At 54.7% G+C, this 19,658-nt stretch carries 22 protein-coding genes and 1 tRNA gene; all 23 read right to left on the reverse strand.

Annotated elements, in window-relative coordinates; translation table 11 throughout:
- Window positions 1-2: 2 nt before the first annotated feature.
- The 23 genes from aepX to Verru16B_RS19230 all read right to left on the reverse strand — a co-directional run bounded on the left by aepX (window position 3) and on the right by Verru16B_RS19230 (window position 19,654).
- Window positions 3-1,622, reverse strand: coding sequence for a phosphoenolpyruvate mutase (gene aepX, locus Verru16B_RS18050; RefSeq protein ID WP_157772483.1), 1,620 nt, complete (start codon window positions 1,620-1,622; stop codon window positions 3-5).
- Window positions 1,612-2,703 (reverse strand): 2-aminoethylphosphonate aminotransferase, encoded by a 1,092-nt coding sequence (locus tag Verru16B_RS18055; protein ID WP_083270420.1) that lies wholly within the window; start codon window positions 2,701-2,703, stop codon window positions 1,612-1,614. The genes aepX and Verru16B_RS18055 overlap by 11 nt, the downstream gene beginning before the upstream one ends.
- Before the next feature lie 11 nt (window positions 2,704-2,714).
- Complete coding sequence (locus tag Verru16B_RS15935; protein ID WP_069963213.1) at window positions 2,715-3,473, reverse strand: HAD family hydrolase; 759 nt, start codon at window positions 3,471-3,473, stop codon at window positions 2,715-2,717.
- 97 nt (window positions 3,474-3,570) lie between these two features.
- On the reverse strand, window positions 3,571-4,998 hold the full coding sequence (locus tag Verru16B_RS18445; protein ID WP_157772484.1) for a C1 family peptidase: 1,428 nt from the start codon (window positions 4,996-4,998) through the stop codon (window positions 3,571-3,573).
- Between the two features lie 255 nt (window positions 4,999-5,253).
- Window positions 5,254-5,829 (reverse strand): hypothetical protein, encoded by a 576-nt coding sequence (locus Verru16B_RS15940; RefSeq protein ID WP_157772485.1) that lies wholly within the window; start codon window positions 5,827-5,829, stop codon window positions 5,254-5,256.
- A gap of 58 nt (window positions 5,830-5,887) precedes the next feature.
- Window positions 5,888-6,439 carry a hypothetical protein gene (locus tag Verru16B_RS15945; protein WP_157772486.1) on the reverse strand — a complete coding sequence of 184 codons (552 nt, stop codon included), beginning with the start codon at window positions 6,437-6,439 and terminating at the stop codon, window positions 5,888-5,890.
- 12 nt (window positions 6,440-6,451) lie between these two features.
- Window positions 6,452-6,835 (reverse strand): hypothetical protein, encoded by a 384-nt coding sequence (locus tag Verru16B_RS15950; protein ID WP_157772487.1) that lies wholly within the window; start codon window positions 6,833-6,835, stop codon window positions 6,452-6,454.
- An 18-nt stretch (window positions 6,836-6,853) separates the two neighbouring features.
- Window positions 6,854-7,222, reverse strand: coding sequence for a hypothetical protein (locus Verru16B_RS15955; protein WP_069963217.1), 369 nt, complete (start codon window positions 7,220-7,222; stop codon window positions 6,854-6,856).
- 31 nt (window positions 7,223-7,253) lie between these two features.
- Window positions 7,254-8,054, reverse strand: a complete 801-nt coding sequence (locus Verru16B_RS15960) for a hypothetical protein (protein WP_069963218.1) — start codon at window positions 8,052-8,054, stop codon at window positions 7,254-7,256.
- Window positions 8,055-8,081: 27 nt separating this feature from the next.
- A complete protein-coding gene (locus Verru16B_RS15965; RefSeq protein ID WP_157772488.1) occupies window positions 8,082-8,666 on the reverse strand; it encodes a hypothetical protein in 585 nt (194 codons plus the stop codon).
- Window positions 8,667-8,679: 13 nt separating this feature from the next.
- Window positions 8,680-9,060, reverse strand: coding sequence for a hypothetical protein (locus tag Verru16B_RS15970; protein ID WP_069963220.1), 381 nt, complete (start codon window positions 9,058-9,060; stop codon window positions 8,680-8,682).
- A gap of 373 nt (window positions 9,061-9,433) precedes the next feature.
- Window positions 9,434-10,198 carry an SDR family oxidoreductase gene (locus tag Verru16B_RS19225; RefSeq protein ID WP_083270421.1) on the reverse strand — a complete coding sequence of 255 codons (765 nt, stop codon included), beginning with the start codon at window positions 10,196-10,198 and terminating at the stop codon, window positions 9,434-9,436.
- Complete coding sequence (locus Verru16B_RS15975; RefSeq protein WP_157772489.1) at window positions 10,195-10,881, reverse strand: hypothetical protein; 687 nt, start codon at window positions 10,879-10,881, stop codon at window positions 10,195-10,197. Before Verru16B_RS15975 ends, Verru16B_RS19225 begins: the two co-directional genes overlap by 4 nt.
- Window positions 10,882-10,963: 82 nt before the next feature.
- The gene (locus tag Verru16B_RS18450) at window positions 10,964-12,664 is read right to left on the reverse strand and encodes a hypothetical protein (RefSeq protein ID WP_157772490.1); all 1,701 of its coding nucleotides are present in this window, start codon (window positions 12,662-12,664) and stop codon (window positions 10,964-10,966) included.
- A gap of 4 nt (window positions 12,665-12,668) precedes the next feature.
- A complete protein-coding gene (locus tag Verru16B_RS18455) occupies window positions 12,669-14,402 on the reverse strand; it encodes a hypothetical protein (RefSeq protein ID WP_157772491.1) in 1,734 nt (577 codons plus the stop codon).
- Window positions 14,403-14,440: 38 nt separating this feature from the next.
- Entirely contained in the window at window positions 14,441-15,187 is a 747-nt protein-coding gene (locus Verru16B_RS15980; RefSeq protein ID WP_069963222.1) for an ABC transporter permease, read from the reverse strand.
- A gap of 16 nt (window positions 15,188-15,203) precedes the next feature.
- Entirely contained in the window at window positions 15,204-15,977 is a 774-nt protein-coding gene (locus Verru16B_RS15985) for an ABC transporter ATP-binding protein (protein ID WP_083270423.1), read from the reverse strand.
- The gene (locus Verru16B_RS15990; protein ID WP_083270424.1) at window positions 15,974-16,948 is read right to left on the reverse strand and encodes an ABC transporter substrate-binding protein; all 975 of its coding nucleotides are present in this window, start codon (window positions 16,946-16,948) and stop codon (window positions 15,974-15,976) included. Before Verru16B_RS15990 ends, Verru16B_RS15985 begins: the two co-directional genes overlap by 4 nt.
- 11 nt (window positions 16,949-16,959) lie before the next feature.
- Window positions 16,960-17,454, reverse strand: a complete 495-nt coding sequence (locus Verru16B_RS18460; protein WP_157772493.1) for a hypothetical protein — start codon at window positions 17,452-17,454, stop codon at window positions 16,960-16,962.
- 173 nt (window positions 17,455-17,627) lie between these two features.
- Window positions 17,628-17,951, reverse strand: coding sequence for a hypothetical protein (locus tag Verru16B_RS15995; protein WP_069963225.1), 324 nt, complete (start codon window positions 17,949-17,951; stop codon window positions 17,628-17,630).
- A 937-nt stretch (window positions 17,952-18,888) separates the two neighbouring features.
- A tRNA-Glu gene (locus tag Verru16B_RS16000) sits at window positions 18,889-18,963 on the reverse strand.
- A 60-nt stretch (window positions 18,964-19,023) separates the two neighbouring features.
- Window positions 19,024-19,443, reverse strand: a complete 420-nt coding sequence (gene ndk, locus Verru16B_RS16005; RefSeq protein WP_069963226.1) for a nucleoside-diphosphate kinase — start codon at window positions 19,441-19,443, stop codon at window positions 19,024-19,026.
- A gap of 58 nt (window positions 19,444-19,501) precedes the next feature.
- Window positions 19,502-19,654, reverse strand: a complete 153-nt coding sequence (locus Verru16B_RS19230) for a DUF2256 domain-containing protein (RefSeq protein ID WP_083270425.1) — start codon at window positions 19,652-19,654, stop codon at window positions 19,502-19,504.
- Window positions 19,655-19,658 lie beyond the last annotated feature (4 nt).

The raw sequence follows: 19,658 nt of genomic DNA on the forward strand, positions 1-19,658 counted from the left end.
GGTTAAGATTGGTGGGTGGCTTTAAGGCCGACCGCAGAGTCGGCTGTAGTCCAATCAGAAGAAACGAGAATTACCTTGATCCGCTCACCGCTATTTTGAAGCGCGAGTAGCGCATCGAGCAATGAGTGTGGCCTTTCTGTTGTCTTTATATTTAAACGGCCGACTAGATTTCTCAAGGTCTCGGCACCCCGAGCCGAACACTTGAGCAGTCCGAGCCATTCGGCATCAAACCGCGAAAAGGCATCTGAGAAAGCCGCCGATCTAAGAACCACATCGGCGTCGATGAATACGTGGGGGGCGGGATTTGCGAGCTTCAGCAGGCAGCGCGGCCGTCCGGCATGACGCCGTATTGAGCGGTCCGCCGCGATCACGAAATCAGCCGGATCTTCGAGCATCTGTTGAAGAATGTAGCGTCGGCATAGCACATCGGCCAAGGCGATAACACAGGTTCCTTGCAGAAGGTCCGCCGCTTGTTTAAGCGCACCAACATCGCCGCTTGTATTCCAAACCCGTTGCCCGACGATTCGAACAGCAGCGCGGGAAATCGCTTCGACGCGAGATCCCGCAACTATGGTGATATCTCGCACATTCAGTGTGGAAAGGGTATTACACATTCTCTCGACGATCGAGATTCCATCTACGCAGACCATTGCCTGCGATAACTTCTGCGAGGGCAAATGCCGGATAGACTTATCTCTCGTTCCAACTAACAAAATTGCTTTTCGCTGGGCCGCGCCATCACCGAAGCGTCCTTCCGCCACGCGCAACTCCTCATCGCCTTGGAGACGAAAAACCTCATTTAGTGACGCGATCTTTGGCTCAATTCGCGAAACACTGCGCTCTCGGACAATGCGAACCGCCGTCGACTGCATTGCAGCTATGCTCGAGCGCAGGAGGTGATTTGCCCAAATGAGAGCTGCGACGCGACGTCGCGCGAAATGCTGGGTGGGTGTGGTGTGATACTTAGTGGGAATCAGGATAATGGGGTGCCGGTTTTCCCACCGGTCGAGAAAAGCAAATATTTCATCAGGGGACGCATGTGCGCTATGCACGATTATGGCGTCCGCGCCAGCTTGCCGATAGGCCTCGGCGCGGCGAATTGCCTCCGCCAAGCCACAGCCTGCAATCAGTGCCTCCGTGCGCGCAATGAGCACAAAGCTCTCATCGTACTGCGCATCCTTACCTGCCTTAATCTTGCCGCAAAAGTCGTCGACCGGAGCCAACAACTGGGAGGGGCCACGTTGAAAACTGTTAGCTTTGGGGAAGATCTTATCTTCGAGGCACACCCCTGCGATGCCGCGCTGTTCGAGCTTTCGGACCAAGCGACGGAAATTATTAAAATTTCCAAAGCCCGTGTCGCCGTCGAAGAGGATGGGAACTTGGGTCGCATCCGCCATAAACTCGGCGACTTCGACAACCTGAGTCCAGCTCGCTTCATTATTATCGCGCACACCAAGTGAGGCGGAAATCGCCAGTCCACTGGCCCAAATCGCCGGGAAGCCAGCCTCTTCCGCAATTCGTGCGGACAGGCCATTGTGTGCTTCCATGATGAAATCGAGCCGAGTAGTGGTAAGCAACGCTCGCAGCATCTGGGCCTTAGTTGGCGGGCTGTCAGTTTTCATGCAGATACTCCCGGACAGCGGCAATGAAGCCACGCATGTCATGAGGTGTTAGAGCACCAATGTTTGCGACTCGGAATGATTTTTCATGGCGCAACTTGCCGGGGTAGAGAGTGATATCCCGCGCATACAGGTAATCGTGCAATTGCTCAAAAGAAAAGCCGGGCGCATCATGGCTGTGGAACGCCGTGAGTAATTGAGAATGAAGCGCTTTGGGAAGAACGGTCCTAAACCCGAGCTGTTCCATTCCGTCGAGCATCACTGAATAGCATGCACGATAGCGGGCTGCGCGGGCTGCAACGGTTTCGGTTAGCGTCTCTTGCAGTGCGCACGCCATCGCGTATAAGACCTGAACAGGCGGAGTAAAAGGAAACTGCCCATTGATCAGACTGGCTTCATGGCGAGCGAGATTCAAAGTGTATGTTCTACCTATTGCGGAACTTCTTTCGATTAATTCCTGCGGGCCTAGGACAAAGCTCACGCCGGGCATACCCTGCAGGCACTTGTTTGCGCTGCTTATGATGAAATCAACCGCATCTTCCCGTAATGAAATTGGAAGGCCAGCAAATGACGACATTGCGTCGACGATCGAGACGACACCGCAGGATCGGCAGATCCGACCGTATTCTGCCAAAGGAGTAAGCATGCCAGTCGTAGTTTCATGATGCACCCAGAAGGCATGAGTGAATCGACCTGCAGTGATGCGTGCTGCAAATTCTACGGGGGATGGGCATACCGTCCAAGGTAAGGACCACACATCAACTGGAATTTGCAGCGTAGTTGCGATCTCCGCAGCACGCTCACCATAAGCGCCGTTTTCAATAATAAGGACGCGTCCATCTCGTGGCACCAGAGATCCTAGTGCGGCCTCAACCGCCGCAGTACCCGGACCGGCGATAAGTACCGCGCAGTGAGTTTCGGGATCGGCCCCGGACACGGTCAATAGGTCACGACGGATTTGGTATACCACTGAACCGAACTCTCTTTCACGTGGGCAGATGTCGGGAACGACCAAGGCCCGCTTGACGATGTTGGTGGTCGTTCCAGGGCCGGGATTGAGAAGGATTTTGCGGCGCGGATTCAAATTCGATTGTCTTACAGTCTTAAGTGCCGCGGGCCAGGGGTGAAGAGAAAGTCTCGGAGTTCGGCTAAGGAGTTGATAACTGTGAGCGCGCCGGAAAAATCATGCCGTAGAGTCAACTTATTCGGCATGGCGATACAGGCGATATTTGCTGCTAGTGCGGCGGCTAGGCCGCGTTGAGAATCCTCAATAGCAAGGCAGCTTGGCAAAAATGCTCCCATATCGCCCGCAGCCCGCAGGTAGATGTCCGGAGATGGCTTACAGCGTTTGACCTCTGACCCGGTCACAATGTAGTCGAATAGTTCCAAGAAACCTGTCGCGCCATGTAAAAGTGTTAGAGCCTGTCGCGAATTGCTGGTCACGAGCCCAATTCGATAGCAACGACGGAGCTCGGCAAGCAACTGGTGTGCGTTGTCATTGATGATTATAGCCTCTAGGCGGTTGTAATACAGCTCCCTCCGCACTGCGAGGAAAGCGTCCAAGTATTGTTCTTTTAGCCCCAATGCCTGAGCGACCAAAGTAGAGGACATGCCATTTTGCAGGTAGAGTTCGGACCAGATATCGCAGCCTAGCTCGATTCCGTGTCGGCCCAATGCTTCTCTGGTCGCGTCAAAATAGGCCCATTCTGTATCGACCAGTGTCCCATCGTGATCAAAGAGCAAGGTATCAATCTGCCAAGGGACCCCACTTACACCAATCACTCGCGCCGTCTTTTGAGAATATTCGCGATTTGCCACTATGGCGGTGTTCTCCCTAAAGCTGTTGGCAGTCATGCAGCGGTACTAGTTTGCAATCAGATCTGTTCAGAGCAAGCGCAGTAAATGGCTCTTCTGTTTGCGCGCGCATTCTGCGAATATGGGGAGCAATTATTCACTTAGCATATGTCGATCGGCTTTTCGTACGGAAAACCGCCTTTCCCTCAGGGAAGTCTTTGTGCACGACACTAACGTATTCAGCAAGATCATGATCTAGTAGCTTGTGCTCGGCATCCAGCGTTTCCCAGGTGTCTGAAGGGATTGCGAGGGAGGATGAAACTGTCCTTGGGTCCGATGGGAGGCGAAGTGGTCGTGCCAGATCCTGCCGTTGCGGTGTTGAGACTTCAGATAGAGTCGACGCGTGAGGGTGAGCGAGGCCAAATGGCCATAAGAACAGGCCGCAGAGTGCCATGAACCCAACAATGGGCACCAACGCAGTATAACGGGATGCCATCCCGACTACGACATTGGCGCTGTTTAGGACCGCTGGTTCAAGGTAATGGGTTTCTGTCTCATTCTCCTCGAAGTAGGCATACGGGATTGAACCGACGCCGTCACGGTGAGGACTGGCCGAAGCCCAGCCTTCCCCCCAGGAGTTCTGAAAAAGAAAATGCCCGCCACCCGGGGCTTCGTGGTCGTCCCTATACCCGACGAGCAATATCGCGTGCCACCCCAGAAGGGTGTCATCTTCGCCTAGTCTCAGAGAAACGGTTCCGGTCCGGAATGCAGCATCCCAGGAGGCATAGACAGGCACTGCGGCCAAAACAGGCCTTCCCTGCCCTGCGGTGCCATATGCGAGCGCCGTCTTGATTCCGTGAATTGTGTCGATCGGACCGGACCTAGCGGCCGATATTCCGAAGCCGGAGGCTTCCTCATCTGCCGCCTCGTCCGGGAGACCGAGACCATCCAGTGACCGCATCTCCGCATCGGCTCCTGGCCAAGTCGCCAATTTGCACGCTCCGAACTGGCTCAAAGCTTCAATACCGGCCTCCAAGGTGGTGCCGTCCTCGTGAGGATGACCATCGAGTGCCTTGCTGTGGAGGTAAACATAACTTCCGGATAGGACATCGCCCGTGTGCATTTCCACGGCCGCAGTGGCCGCGTGTCCTACACAGGCTGGATTCACCCCTTGGTCGTGGATGTATGGAATTGAGGCCGTCATATCGACCTCGGCGGGAAGCCCTCCGTGTTGCTCGAGCTGCAAGCCTAGGAGCTGTGAGATGGCATTTGGGCGCAGTGCCACCTGGTCAGGGTTCTTTCTTGGCCGACGCACCGCCCCGAAACTGCGAGAATGTGCCTTGATCTGTCGGGTAAGCTCTACCGGCTCGACGTGGATACGGCGCACAGAGCTGTCACCCCAGACAGACGTTAGCTTTGCATCCGTTGAAGTATATTGGGCCACAAGCTCCGGTTGGCTGTGCAGCAGGCAGGCGAGCTGGTCAGCCTCGCGTATACCCCGGAGTGCCAAGCGCTCTCGCTCGGCCTTTCTGAGGCCTTTCAGACCGCGTAGGAACTTGGGCGAGATGGCGCGCTTAGGCTTCATGGGTTTTGCCTGGATGCCGGAGTCCGAATCGGCCGACCTTGGCCTGATCTCCTGAATTCGGGACAATCAAGTCCACGCGAGCATGCAAGGCCACCATCTCATCAGGAGGGAGATCCAGTAGTGTCGCTACGGCTCCCCGGCTCTCCGGGCTACCGTGGAGAAGGTCTGACAGAGACTCCACCGACACTATCCCACGGGAGTGCAGCCGCTGGATCGTTTCCAGCGACAGTGGGAGTAAATTAAGAGCGGTGACTTTCATACGCCCACCATAATGGTTCGTGCTGGACGACTGCCTACAGCGGGCATCCTGAGCGTCACCTCGTTTCGCCCGCGGGGTTCGACAACGATAACAAGAGCCTGATCGCGCAACTCAGGCCGGACTTCCTCAACCCAGGCACGGAGCCGGGTAATCACGTTCAAATGCATCCTCAGTACGGCATCGGTACCGGTCATTTTGATAGCGAGCGTGGCGGAGTATTGCGACAGGAGTTCATCGCCCTCCTCCCCCGCTGGCACCTTGCGATCACCAAGGTGGTAGCCAAGGCTGGGTGACTGCCAGATGAAGGCAGGCGCCAGATCTTCAGGTCGGCCTCGCCAGCGGAAACTAAGAGGCGGGAAGGCAAACTTTTGTGCAGCCTGCTTGTCATGTTCATCGATCTCTGTGTGCGCCGAAACGGTCTCTATCTCCTCGAATGAGGCCGGTAGGGACTTGTTTTCCGGGGTCGGGACGGAGGGCTGGGTTTGCGACGTCTCGTTGGCCGCGGCAGGAGCCGCAGGCGCCGGTTTGGCGGGCGGCGGCATGCCGGCTGGCATGATGAGGGGGGACAGCACAAGGCAAAGAGCGACTCCGAAAAGGCTCCCCATGCACAGCCCTAGAATGCGGGGCCAGTTAGGCATGGGTCTGGGCGGGTTGAGTGTGTTCAAACCAAACAAAACGGGCCACCATGAGAACGGCGTTAAGGACCCAGAGCCCAAACTTGAAATAAAGGCTACCGATCAGGGCACGTGCATCCTGGCCCTGCTCCCCTGATACGGTCAGGACGCCGTAAAGCGAAATGGCCATAGTGAAGAGCCCCAGCAAAAGTGAAGCCGCCTTAAAAAGGCTCAGGGTGCCGGCGGGAGAGACACCGGCGGCGACTTGCCTGCGAAACGCCATCTCGTAGGACACAAACAGTCCTGCCGCTAGGAGAACGAAGGGCAGGTTGTGGGTCAGGTTGAACCCAGCAAACTGACCAAGATCGTGCAATACCGGCAGGAAGGCTCCGATAAGGCCTTCCAAGGCCGGGGCCGGCGCCCACTCCAAAAGGTAAGCAAGCCACCATAGGAGTGCGAACAGGAGAACCGCGAGAAGGCCTTGGAGGGCCGACTTGAGGAACGCGCCCAGGGATGAGGCAAGGATGCGAACGTTCAGGGCTGAGGAGGGAAACAATGCAGGTTTCATTTGAATGCGGTTCTATTGTTTGTGGCTGATGACCTTGACAGATGACGCCTGCTGTAAGGTCTGAAAGATGTCGTAAGGGACCTCTACGATCAGCGACCCATCAGCAGAAGGACTGGCCGCTGCGCTCAGGTTGCCCTTCAGGATGTGGGTGACGGGACGAGCCTCGGGGCCATCTGATTTGGTGGGTTTGCCGTCAGGCTGCTCGGCCCCGGACTTGATAGTGACGGAGTTCTGACCCTCACTGGCACGCGAAGGCTGCGTGGTCGTCAGCGAGGCCAGGCAAAGCCACAGCGCCAGCATGAGAAAGATTCCGTCGGCGATGCCGATGTAAACAGCACCGTCGTCGTGGGCAGCACTGCTTACTCGACGCATAACCGGCGGGTTGGACGTTTGCATGACGCAGTGGCTTGCTGGTTACTGATTCTGGAGCTTGAGCCGGTAGATCCGGTCATAGCCCAGAGTGAGCGCCTCAAAGCGGGCGATCAGCAACGCCGGACCGAGGTTGCGTTCGTCGGTCGTGCGCAGGGGTGCCCGCTCCAAGCGCACACCGCTGCGGTTGGCGATGCCGACCATGAGCTGGTAGGCTTCGACCGAATCGCGCGAGAGCTTGCCGGTTTCAAGGTACTCCGCGATGAGTCGCCCCGACAGGGTCTTGTACTGCTGCTGCACGTCAGGGGCGTTTACAGGGGATTCGCCAAGGCGAAGTGCGTAGGACTGGGTCTCGGCACCGTAGGAGAGGGCAAAGGTGCCCCCGAGGATAAGCATGAGGATGAAGTTTTTCATGATGGATGTGGTTCGGATTTCAGAATGGGATCTACTTGAAGAACTTGTTGATTTCCATGGCCTTGATCACGTCCGAGCCGTTCTGCGCAGACATGATCTGCGGATTGCCGCCGTTGCCAGCGCGGATAGTGATAGTTCTTTTCATGTTATTCCAGGCGATGGCGTTGATTGCGTAAATGCCGGCCTGATACTCGAGCTGGTTGGCCTCACGAAGCCGGCTGATCACAAGTTCGCGGACATTGGCCGAGGTAAAGCCGGACTGCTGCAAGACGTGCCGAAACTCGGGAAACGAATTACTCAGGCTGTCGACCTCCTTGCGCAGATCATCGTTCAGTTCGCGTTTTTCCTGCTCGAGGGCGCGCATGTCCGCGCTGATCAAGCTGGCCGCTTCACCGGAGAGGTTTGCAGACTCACCGTTCGACGGCATCGTATTGCGGCTCGCGCGGCGGACGGTCGCCTTGATCAGGTTGACTGCGTCCTCGGCCGCCTCTCTCGCTTCGGCCAGCTTTGAGTCACGCAAGGTCTCCAGCGTCTTGGGCACACCGGCCTCCATGCCGGCCCACCAGGCTTCTGAGGCTTTTTCGAGGTCCTTTGCCTTGAGGCTCTCAACGAGAACGCCGGAGATTTGGCGCGCTTGCTGGATGGTGCCGTCTGCACTCTCCGCCTGGTTCTGGAGAAGGCGTTTGGCGGCACGCTCCTGCACATGGGTGATGACCTTTTGCGCCTCCTCGGTAAGGATCAAAGTGCCCTCGCTCTGGGCGAGGGACTTGCCGGCGACGATCATAGCAAGGAGCGCCGCCAACAGGATACGATGGATGATAAGGGTTTTCATGTATGGTAAGGAGTTTGTGGTTTCAGATTAGAGTTCCGTTCTCAGGAGGTTCTGGATTTCCGGATGTGCGATGTTGACGAGTTCATCCGGGAGGTCGCGGCCCAGGCGACGGAGCGCCACCAGGTAGGTTTCGACCTCGCCGCCAAGCGGCGTTTTGCGAATTCCGCGGTAACCCGCTTCCCAGTGCTGGGTCGCGGTACCGAGTGTTTCGGTATCATTGGCCAGCAGCGCGTGTTGCAGGGCCATGGTCGCGAGGCGGACCTGCTCCTCCGGAGTTGAGAACTCGTTGTCTTGCAAGGTAGAGTTGAGCAAGCGGCCAGAACGCAGGTAGGATGCCGAGTCAGTCTTGCGGGCCGCCCAGACCCGATTCGCCTCATCAACGACGGCCTGATTCTTCACGTTGATCGGGCTGCGGTCGTCGAGAGGGTCCTTGGCGATGCCGTTGAACTGGATCTTGGCCGGCGGCGGCACCTCAACCACGGCGACGGGGGCCGGACTAGATGCGCATCCGGACAGGAGAGCGGAAATGGCTACAACGATGACCCCAAGGTGTGTCCGACTGAATCCGGACGCGCCAGAGCGCGAATACGATGCAATAGTGGTAGTGTTCATAGATCGGGTGATGTTAGCGGTTAGAGTTTGAGGTTTCGGCCGCCAGCAGGCGGGAAAGATTGGGCATACTGGGAATGGCGATGGGCTCGCCGGTCGCCGTCATATTTCGTGCGACGGGGACTTCACCCTGCAAGAGGCGCTGCAGGTGCGTTACAGGCTTACCCGACTTAGGCTGTGTACCTTCCGGGCGTGCCGAAACAGACTTGTCAGGGATTACGGCGCTGATGCGTTCAGCGGCAGTCTTCACCTGGGCTTTGGCTGCTTCGACCGCTTGCGCGGCCTGCTCGGTAACTGGTGTCGAAGCTGCTTTGGATTGTGCTTTCTTGTGCTTGATTAAAAGGCCGACGGCAAAAAGGCCTACAATCACGATTAAAAAGGTCACTATGGTCTTCATATTTGGAGGATGAGTGTTTTGGAGTGTTACTTGGAGCTGTGCTTGTAGGCTTGAAACAATTGATCGAAGGGGCCCATCACGGTCACTTGAGCCCAAGCGGTTTCGTGCTAAGTGAGATCGATGAACGGCATAGAAGGAACCGGAGCAGTGCTCTCATAGGGGTGACAAAAGAAGAGTCATACCACCCCGGGCTCTCTATCTAGAGGCATGCACACTTACGCGCTCCGCGCTAAGCCATCCAAAAGCAAAGATGTACACTTCTGGTTCATCGTTTGCCTAATGCCCCGACCCAATTGTCTGCCGAACTATTCAGCAGTCACTCGATAGTGCAGCTATAGCCCGAAGGGATCCCTTACCGGCACGCAGGATAAGACTACTTTCCTCCACTCACATCTAGGCATGCACCTGTAACGTATGATGACTCAGGCGAAAGCAGCCACAAGACAGCTTGAGCGACCTCTTCAGGACTCCCGCCGCGCCCCATGGGTATTGTAGTCTCTAGTCGAGATATCCTGTTAGGCTCGCCGCCTAAAGAGTGGATCGGCGTATGGATATGACCAGGGCGCACGGTGTTCACACGGATACCTTCCGATGCCACTTCTCGAGAAAGACCGCGGGTCAAAACATCTAACGCTCCCTTTGACGCAGCGTAGTCTACATATTCGTTAGGTGCGCCGGAAGCTACCGCTCCCGATGAGACATTTACTATGGCCCCTCCCCTGCCGCCAAGCTTGGTGGACATACGACAGACTGCTTCCTTGCTGCAGTAAAAGGCGCCAAAAGTATTTATTGCGAATATACGCTGTAAACGGGCGGGTTCTAAGGAATCCACTCTGCATTGGCGCTCTAATGTGCCCGCATTGTTAACCAAAGCGCTCACCCTTCCCAGCTTCCTATCAACTGTCTTAAACATTCGGACCACGTCCGCCATTACAGATATATCAGCCCTGACAGCGATAGCCACAGCTCCAGTTTTCGCTAAGCGCTTAACCAGCGCTACGGCCGCTTTTTGATTCCGATGGTAATGGACGCAAATCTTATAGCCGCGCATCGCTGCCATGGTTGCTATTGCTGAACCAATCCCCCCACTTCCTCCTGTAACGATCAATACGGGATGAACGGTTTGTGCGACTTTCATACATCGCTATGACCGGGCCTGATTTCAGGTACAATGTCGAATGCGCCGATGAAGCGTTCCAGATCGAGTTCGACGCCACGATCAACCAGGGCGGCATGCAACGCACGGGCCTTCCATTCTGCTATTTTGGGCTTTCCGCGTTTGTATGAAAACCCTGACGGAAAGAAAACATCTTCAAAGCATGTATCCTTTGCCTCCAGCTTTTGCCCGATATCAGCCAATGCCTCCTGCAGAGCTTCAATATCTGGCTCGTGTGCCATTTGACTCCCGAGGTACTTGGCAAGCGCGCCAGCGATTTCCAAATCGTCTAATTGTACACGAACATGGTCTTCCGCGGTATATGTGGCAGGAATTACATCAAGGAGCGTTCGGTCGCTCTCGTTGATGGCAACATCCAGCGAAACCTCATGAGGCCTCGCTTTTGTAGCCTTAGGTTTCCGCTCAATGGGCAGTTGGCTCGCGATAATATCGCGGAAATACGGAATGCTTTCAGCAACAATGAAATCTTCTGCTTCATCACAGTCACGCTCGTCGAGCTCCTGACTTCGCTTCTTAAATATCTCACTGATGGCCATTCTAACGCTCTTAGCTCGCGATGCTTCAGTTTCCATCAAGCGTTGAAATATCTCGGTCACAATAGCACGGGCATCGCCCACGCCTTGGCAGCGTACGGTTTTAATCACTATCCGTTGAGCGATCTGCGCGGATCTGAAGACGCGGAGCTCTAGAGGTTCCATGGTAGTTTTAGCCTTAAATTTGGTTAACTTATGTCGACAGTAGCCCCTTGTTCTTCTCGGAGAAGCGAACCCTGACTGGGCTTAGCTTCCCGGCAGCTGACTCATAAAGCTCACTGAGCTCCCGCCAGCCGTCCATACGGGGCAACACATGTTGGCGCAGCTGGGAGCGGAGAGAAGCAACGCATTCGTTTCCGTCAGGGATCTGCTTAAGCAGCAGATGCGCTTCGTTGATATTGTGGATCGCTAGCTTTACATTTGATCCCCAACGACGAAGTGCTGTGACTAGACTCTTTTTAGCATCATCATCTACATTCTCCGATTGCATCAAGGAATCGACGTTTTCAGCCAGAATTTCCAGCAACTCTAAATGGTCTTGGTCGTTTTTCCACGCATCCCAAACTGCTCGCAAGTCTTGCCCAGGATTCTGCCTGTACCTGTCGGCAACGACCATGGCTTCAATGTATGGACAGGACACTACAGTCATCGGGTCAACTTGAAGCGCCCAATAAATTGTGGGTTTAGACTTTCTTACTATGCGAATCCTAGCCTCCGGATTCCAATCCTTTCGCTCGATTGAAAAAACACCTGGCTGTCTTAATGCAGCTGGTAGCGCGGTGCTATTCTCCTTCTTTAATTCCCCCCACAGTTTGGTGGAGAGATTTGAGTTCAAGGAATTGAATAATGACCATTCACTAGGTGTTCGTTCCAACACCTCCAATCCGAGTGCCTTCAAGTCAGTGATGGTTTTGTGAGGATTGCTGAGCTGGGTGCTCGAGCTGATATTCGCTTCAAGCAGGTAGAAGTCGGCGAACGAAAGCCCAGACAGTGCCTTACCCTTCACTACCCCCAGGCGCTTGCTGCATGTGGCGAGGCTGCCCCGTTGACCATACCTCAGGAAAGCTCTCAACACAGTGGCTGATTCTCCACATTTGGAACTAACAGCAGGAATTTGAATTAATCGGGTATCAAAATGCGCCTTCCACATTTCAAGGACGCGATGAGGGTTTACGAGCGCGTGATTGGCAAACCGCAGGTACGGCCAGGCGATATCCGCTAGCCGAAATCCATCAATCTCCTCGTTCTCGCATGCACCAAGAAAGTCACTAAGAATAAGGTTTTCGTCCGATTTGCGCCGTGCATGAGCTCTAGTTGATGCGATCAAGGCTTCACCCATCAATTTTGGGCCTGCCTTCTTTAATATCGATCCCGCAATCGAATCATACGCGCTGAATAGCGTGCTCACGACTTCGAGCGAAGCCTCGTGATTAAATCCAAAGATCAACTCATCGATATTTTCTTCGCCCTGCTTTTTCCACAACCGCACATTACTATATACCAAGTCCTGACGTGTATTTGAATAAAACAGGATATGAATACTCTTTGAATTCAGTTCATCCCTGAGGCAGATCAAATCATGGGCGAGCTCGACCCCGTAGGACATTTTTTCCTGCATTGATACACCCTCGAACCCCGGCGTTCCTGCAGGTATCTGATCCCAGTTCACATCGACTAAAAAGATCGTGTTCTCCCAATCAGACTGAGGAGTAGCCTCAAGGTCAGCCGGCAAAATGGTCCGAAACTGAACCCCTAAAGAGTCATCTTGGGCCGTCGCCTCAACGCCACTGGGCGAAGGAAGCCACCGATTGTTCATAAATCCGAAGTGGTCTAGCTTCGGAATACCGGATGCTTCCGGCCGGTCGTCGAGCATTACTATTTGGATGCGTTTCATGTGTTTATTTCTTCTCGCATGCTGGATGCCGATACTCAAACCCGCGGGTGCCTACATTTCCCGGGATTTGAAGAGTGGTTCTGATTCGGGGTGATGCGCTCGTCGTTTGGAACAGTTCGTACTCTGGGCCTTGCCACTGTGCGGTCGCCGCAATCCGCTGGGCATAACCCAAGCCAGTGTTTGCGCTACCAGTTTCATCTGCGAGCTGCTTTTGGAGCTCCAAAGCGCCATCCATATCTGTTTCGTTGTGCCAGGTAATTTTCAAACTGTTGGCTGTTGTTATTTCAGCATAGACCCAGACAATTGACTGATGCTTTTTGTGAAAGGCCGCGTTTCGCATCGCCGCGCTTAGAGCAAACTCTATGTCCCCCGGGTAACCTAGAAAGCTAGCGTTCCAATTCGCGCCCTGTGGCTCATGTAGCTTAAGCTCATCGGGATCGTAAACTAGCCAAAGGCCCCAGACATCACTCAGGATTTTGCTAAGACTCGACCAAACAGGCTTTGCCCCCCCTTCTCGTCTTCCACCGACGCTGACGTAGAATGCCCTCGCCTTGAAAGCAGCAGCCTGGGCTAGTGACGAAACTCTAGCAGGATCAACCAACGCACCCGAGATAGAATAGTCGAGATCCGCCAGTGTTTGCCCAGTTGATACGCCGCGCTGCCTAATGGATTTCAGAAGGGAGTGGGCTTCATGCAGTTTATTTATACCAAGCGAAGTTTTGATTCGGCCTAAATCATTGACGATTTCGTGCATCATCTGCCTTGCGGTTTCTCGCATACCCGCGTTTTCGCCTGCCAATCTGCTCTGCTTAGCGACAAATACAGCTGTATTAAGCAATGAGCTTAGGCGGTCTGCGACATTGTAGCAGCGACGAATCACAAAATCATCGATCGGTGCTTCCGGGTCGATCACCACCGTCAATCCTGAATTGCCCAGTTGCTCGCCAAGAATCTCTCGCTTAACGGCCCATAGCGGCCTCGGCATCACCAATAGGATGTTCCCCAAGGGCAGCAGGGCGGCAACGTCGTTGAGGTATTCTTTATCATTTCCTACGGACGCTGCTACAATATCGATCTGGAGCGCTTCCTCCGCGTCCTGTACCTTCCCTTTTGGAAGTCCCGAGCAAGTGATACTGACATCACGCTTGGCCCGCTTTGCACTGGCGGTTTTTTTCAGGACAGCCGTCCAATTGGATTCTTGCTCGAGAATATCGACTGATTTCCATTCGCCGTCGCCATCAAGTGTTGGTTCGGCAATTTCATCTAGCATTCGCCCTTCATCAGAGGCCGTTGCAGTGGAGATGCCCACCTCTACGAGGAAAAGATTTTGATCCTCACTTAGCTTTCTTTGGGCGGGTTTTTTTGAACTGAAGGTTAACGCGGCCGAGCTCTTGCCACTATAGTGGTTGGCTACTTTTTGATAAAATGACTCCCCGCGATTTCGAGCGGATAAAGTCACGTAACCGAACCTTTTGATCATCCGCAAATGGTCAGTACCCTGACCACAGTTCACTAATGCCGGACTGCGGATGTCTAGGCCGTGGGCTTTGGGTGAAATGGCGGCATATAGAACTAAACGGATTGTCGGAGGCAGGTACCCCTCACGAAGACAGCGGATCAGGAACGCGTTCGCGATACCTGGCGCTCTGGCGGCGATATCCTCAATGCCCCTGATGTCGGCCGGTAACTCCAGCGGTTGGTGATAAACCCAAAGGTCGTCCTTTATGGTCGCCGACATTACTAAATGCCTACCGCCGACCCGGATTCATGGCGAGCTTACTGTTCATGAGACGCCATTGGGAGCCAACGCAGGAGCCGGCGCTCAGCCACCGTGACAAGTTGGTTCAATGTGATACCAACGGAACCGGTAACTAAGATGGCCGCATAGGTTTCCGGTATCCGGTACGCTGATTGAAAGTCGTAGATCTTACGCCCGAGGCCATTTTCACTGATGCCGATAAACATCTCGCCAGCTATGCTGAGTGCCAACCCGTAGCCTGCTGCTATCCTGATGCCGGCAAGGATATGAGGGAGTGCCTCCCAAAACAGAACTTGGGTGCCGGTTGCCCATGCTCCCAGGCCAAGAATCTTAGCCTGCTGCAAGCGTCGGCGGTTGGCTAATCGGGCGCCACTGATCGTATTGATCAGGATAACCAACAACGCAGGGTATGCCGCCATCGCCACGAGAGATCCTTGCCCGACGCCTACCAATATCAAAAAGAGCGGGAATAATGCTGTGGGGGGAACCGAACGCATCGCGTGAAGCGGCCCTTCGATCGCCGCATATATGCGCTCATGATAGCCAAGCCATAGTCCGAACGGGATCCCGAAAGCGGTCGCAATGACCAACGCCATCAAAAGGCGCAGGAGGGTTGCCACGAGATCAATCAACAACCCAGACGGCGTTAACAGTTCGACTAAGGCCCCGGCAACACTCAACGGGGTTGGCAGGATTATCGGATCGACGAACTTACCTGCCGTGAGCCCGAACCAGATGATCAGGATACACGCAAATGTGGCCAAAGCACGAAGGGGACTTCTAGAGATGGCCATGGCGTAGGATCTCGATAAGTGGTTCTTGGGCTTCCTGATATTCACGCGATTCCTCATTCCGAGGGAACGCGAGAGGAACTGAAAAGTCTCCCAAGACTCGGACGGGGCGTTGCCCGATAATTATGCAACGATCCGCAAGTGCCATCGCATCAGAAAGATTATGCGTGATAAGCAGAATAGTCATCTGACCACGGGTGGAGAGCTGACGCAGGCCATGGGTGATTACATCCTTGGTCCGTCGATCCAGCATCGAGAAATTCTCGTCTAGAATTAGGCACTTGGGCTTCCAGGAGAGGCTGCGCGCGACTGCCAAGCGCTGAAGTTCTCCTCCAGATACGTGGGCCGGAAAGCTGTTGGCCAGATGTTGAAGCCCAAATAATTCGAGCAATTCATCAGTACGGCTATCAATCTCGGTCTTGTTCCAGCCCAGCGACTCCAAGGGCCACATGATATTCTTGCGAATCGAATGCCAGGGGAAGACCGCATTCATGGGTGCTTGGTCAATGTAAACGATATCGGACAACCGATCCGTAAAGTCTGTCCGCCACGTGATCGCAGCAGGCTCGTGCGTGAGCGTCCCGGCCAGCAGTTTGGCGAAGGTGCTTTTCCCACTTCCACTGCCGCCCATGAGGGCGACGAACTGACCTGCCATCAATTTTAAAGAGAAATCCCTAAAGAGCAGATCGTGATCATCAACCAGCTTTGACTTGTAGCCAAAACTGAGTCTTTCGACCACGACTGCGGGCGCAGCGGGATTCATTTTGTCGGCGCCAAAAGGGCAGCGGCATCCACCGACTTCGGCAGTTCGCCAATTTCTCTCATCAGATCACTGAATTGCTGCACGTTCTTAAGGTCAGTTTCCGTGGGCAAAACATCAGCGACAAGGTTGACATGTGGTATGACCTCGGGGGCTAGCTTGGTAAATCCGGAAAGCGAGTTCCGTGCCCCAGCCGGATCGTTGCGTGCGAGTAAAACCGCCTGTCCCAATGTTTCACTGAAACGCTTGGCGGCTTCCGGGTGTTCAGTCTCGAATTTGCGAGAAATCACAGAGCATGAGATCGGGCTGGGCTCGAGCATGGCGACGTAGACAGAGCCGAAAAGCTTGCGGTATTCTTTTTGCTTAAGGAGCGCCGTGAGTGTGGGCTCATAGGCAAACAACGCGTCAATGGCACCCGATTGTAGAGCTGAAATATGGCTGGATGGCGGGAGCTGAATCAATTCGACGGATGCTGGATCAATTCCGCGGCTTTTCAGGAAGGCTTTGAGCAAATTTAGCGCCGTAGTCCCGGGATAAAGGCCGACCTTATGACCCTTAAGGTCATCCAGTTTCTTCAAGGCACTGTCCGCTCGGGTAACGATACTATCGTACGGGGAAGCCTCGCTCATTTTGCTGTGCAGGATGATTCGCACTCGCCCTGGAAATTGTGCCTCCAGGTTGAGAATGGGCACCATGGAAACCCCAGTTACCGCATCAACCTGATTAGCCACCAATGCGTTGATCATCTCGTTCGCGCTGGTGAAGAGTTTGGCTTCGACCTCGATACCGTTGCTTTTGAACAGACCCTGTGTCTGGCCCAAGAATAACGGCACATTCAACACCACAGGTGCGTACGCCACTTTGATTGATACTGGCGGTTGGCTATCAGCAGGCAAAGCTTGTTGCCCAAAGGCCTGCCAAGCGGATCCAAGCCAAAGGGTGATGGCCAATAATGAATGCGATAGTTTTTTCATACTGTGTGAGGCTATGACTGCGTTACCGCGGCGGAATCTGAATCATTCGCGGCTTGCGACCGGCTGATGTTCATCCGTGCAGCATCAAATACCTTGGCGATTGCTCGCTTCATGTACCATTCCACCAGATTCGAGATCAGTGGCAGGCCGAGGATCCCCAGACAATCGAACCGGCAGCTCACCCGAAGCTGGCTTCCACGACCATCGGGCTCAAATTCGTACATTACATCGTGAGGTAATGGGAGTGGCCCACGCTCAGCAGGACTGCTGCTCATGCCCCAAGTCTGACCTTCGGCATAGTGTGTGATATGCCCGAGGTATTTTTGCGGCCAACCAAGGATCGTGTGGGTCTCCGCAACCGGCGTGCCGATTCTTAAGGTAGTCGGGGCAAAAAAAGAACGCAGCATCGGTACATTGCCCGAGACCAGCCTAGGGTGCCCTGCGGCGTGCCAGAGACCTGCCACGCCCGTGTCAAATCGCTGAGATAGTGTTACGCTTTTCTGCATTTTAACGCGAAATAGCCGCCAACAGTTTGCCGAGGTCGGCCCCGAGCATTGAGAGGCAGTGATACAACATATGGGTAAGGCGCAGACAATTGTCTGCGCCCCGTATGGCAACCCATTTTGATCAAATGATACTTACGTATTCGTTGATTTCGTGTTACTTATGAGTGAATCGATCACCAGGTAATCGGCGGCGGCATGCGCGGCAGTTCAATGGGTTTAAGCATACCATTGAAGTTGGAAGCGAGGAGGCGCCCAGAAACGGGATCCTCCAGGTACCCACCCTTCATCACACCGCACGAGTTGCCAAAGGAGTCTTTGACGGCACCGCCAGCGTGCTCGAACAATTTCACGGTGGGACTCACATAGTGAACTTTGGGAAACACGGGCGCGAGCATGGAGAGAGGGCTCAGGTCGATGGTCTCGTTGGTAGACTTCTTGCGAATGCGACTGGCAGGAGGGTTCAGGCTTTCGAGGAGTTCTTGATAGTTGTAGCTCATAGAGGTGAGGGTTGAATTGTTACCAGCCTGAGGCCCGGATAATTGTCCGTTCTGTTTTTCATGCAGATTGGCCCAAAGGATGTGTGGTACGCACCTTACCCCCAGGCCGCGTCAACCAGCCGACACCGGCGTAGTGAGCACACCTGTACGAGGCCAAGCGCCCGGAACATCAACCATCCGAATTGCCTACCCATCTCGGGCGTCGAGGTGGGGAGACAATTGTCCGCGCCATAGTAAGGACACCATGAAGCAACGGATCTCTAATCGCCCTGCGACCCTCTTGGACGAGGAGGAGAACGAGACTAATCTCGTGGTGCAAATAGAGGAAAGCGGAGACCGCGACACCAACTTTGAAACTCAGCCTTGTGAAGCCTCAGCCCCACAAGACGAAGCCCTATAGCGAATTTGTAGTCTTCCGTTCGACCTGAATGAGCGGACACAGCAAAGCCCCGAAACCTAAATCATAAATACAGGAGATCCGATGAACCTCGATCACACGACCCCACTGTCGCCTACTCGCAACTGCGATGGCAACTGCGGCTCCGGCGGCAGCGCCTGTGACGGCGACTGCGACGGCTGAAGGCCCTGAAGTGAAATAGTCCGCCACACCTCCGCTGTGCGAAGGTGTGGCTTTTTAATTGTGCTAGTTGGCTTGAGCTCGATGACCTGTGGGCTGCAGCACTGCCTTGAAAATGCTTGGCTGCCTGGTGGATGGGCCACCCGATATTCGCTACGCTTCGAGCTCCCAGGAGGCACATGAACCCGTGCCCCACCCCTCCTGCGGAAAGTTCACACCAGGTGCAAAGATAGCTTACCAGATCCTGAATCGGCATGCCGGATGCCGCCAATTGGCTAATGTCCAAAAAAAATCCCCGGATGATTAATCCGGGGAAATCTGTGTGGGATTTGTGTGGAGAACCTAGCTCTCCTCTGAAATTGGTGCCCCCACGGGGAATCGAACCCCGGTTTGAAGAATGAGAATCTCCTGTCCTAGCCGCTAGACGATAGGGGCAAAAAACTGAAAGAACCAAAAAGCGCACCAGACGGCCGGCCGTCAAGCGCGCAGTCAAAATCAGACGTTGAACAATTCCTCGGCCTTGAAGAAGCGCGCCAGCTCGATCTTGGCGTTTTCGTCGCTGTCCGAGGCATGGACCACGTTCTTCATCATCTCGGTGCCAAAATCACCGCGGATGGTGCCCTTGGCCGCCTTGCGGGAGTCCGTGGGCCCGAGCAGGTCACGCACTTTCGCCACGATGTTGTCGCCCTCGAGCGCCATCATGATGACGGGACGCGAGCTCATGAAGCCCTCGATCTCCGGGTAAAACGGCTTGCTCGCCACATGCGCGTAGTGCTCGCGCAGCAGGGCGGGCGTCAGGACGCCCATTTTGCAACCGACGACGGTGAAACCGGCGCTCTCGAAGCGGCTAAGGACTTCGCCGACGTGGCGCTGGGCCATACAGTCAGGCTTAAAGATAACGAATGTTCTCTGCATAATAAGCTCTCCACCATACAAACGCAGGGTGCCTTGGAAAGTCCCGATTTATATTTCTTTAACCCTTGGCCCCCCGTCGCTTGCGACACCCATCGGAGCAATAACGGACCTCGTCCCACACCTTCTCCCACTTTTTCCGCCAGGTGAAGGGGCGGCCGCAGACGACACAGTCCTTCACCGGCAGATCAGACTTCTTCCGCATCCGGGGCATGATG

The sequence above is a fragment of the Lacunisphaera limnophila genome (assembly GCF_001746835.1).
Classification (GTDB): Bacteria; Verrucomicrobiota; Verrucomicrobiia; order Opitutales; family Opitutaceae; genus Lacunisphaera; species Lacunisphaera limnophila.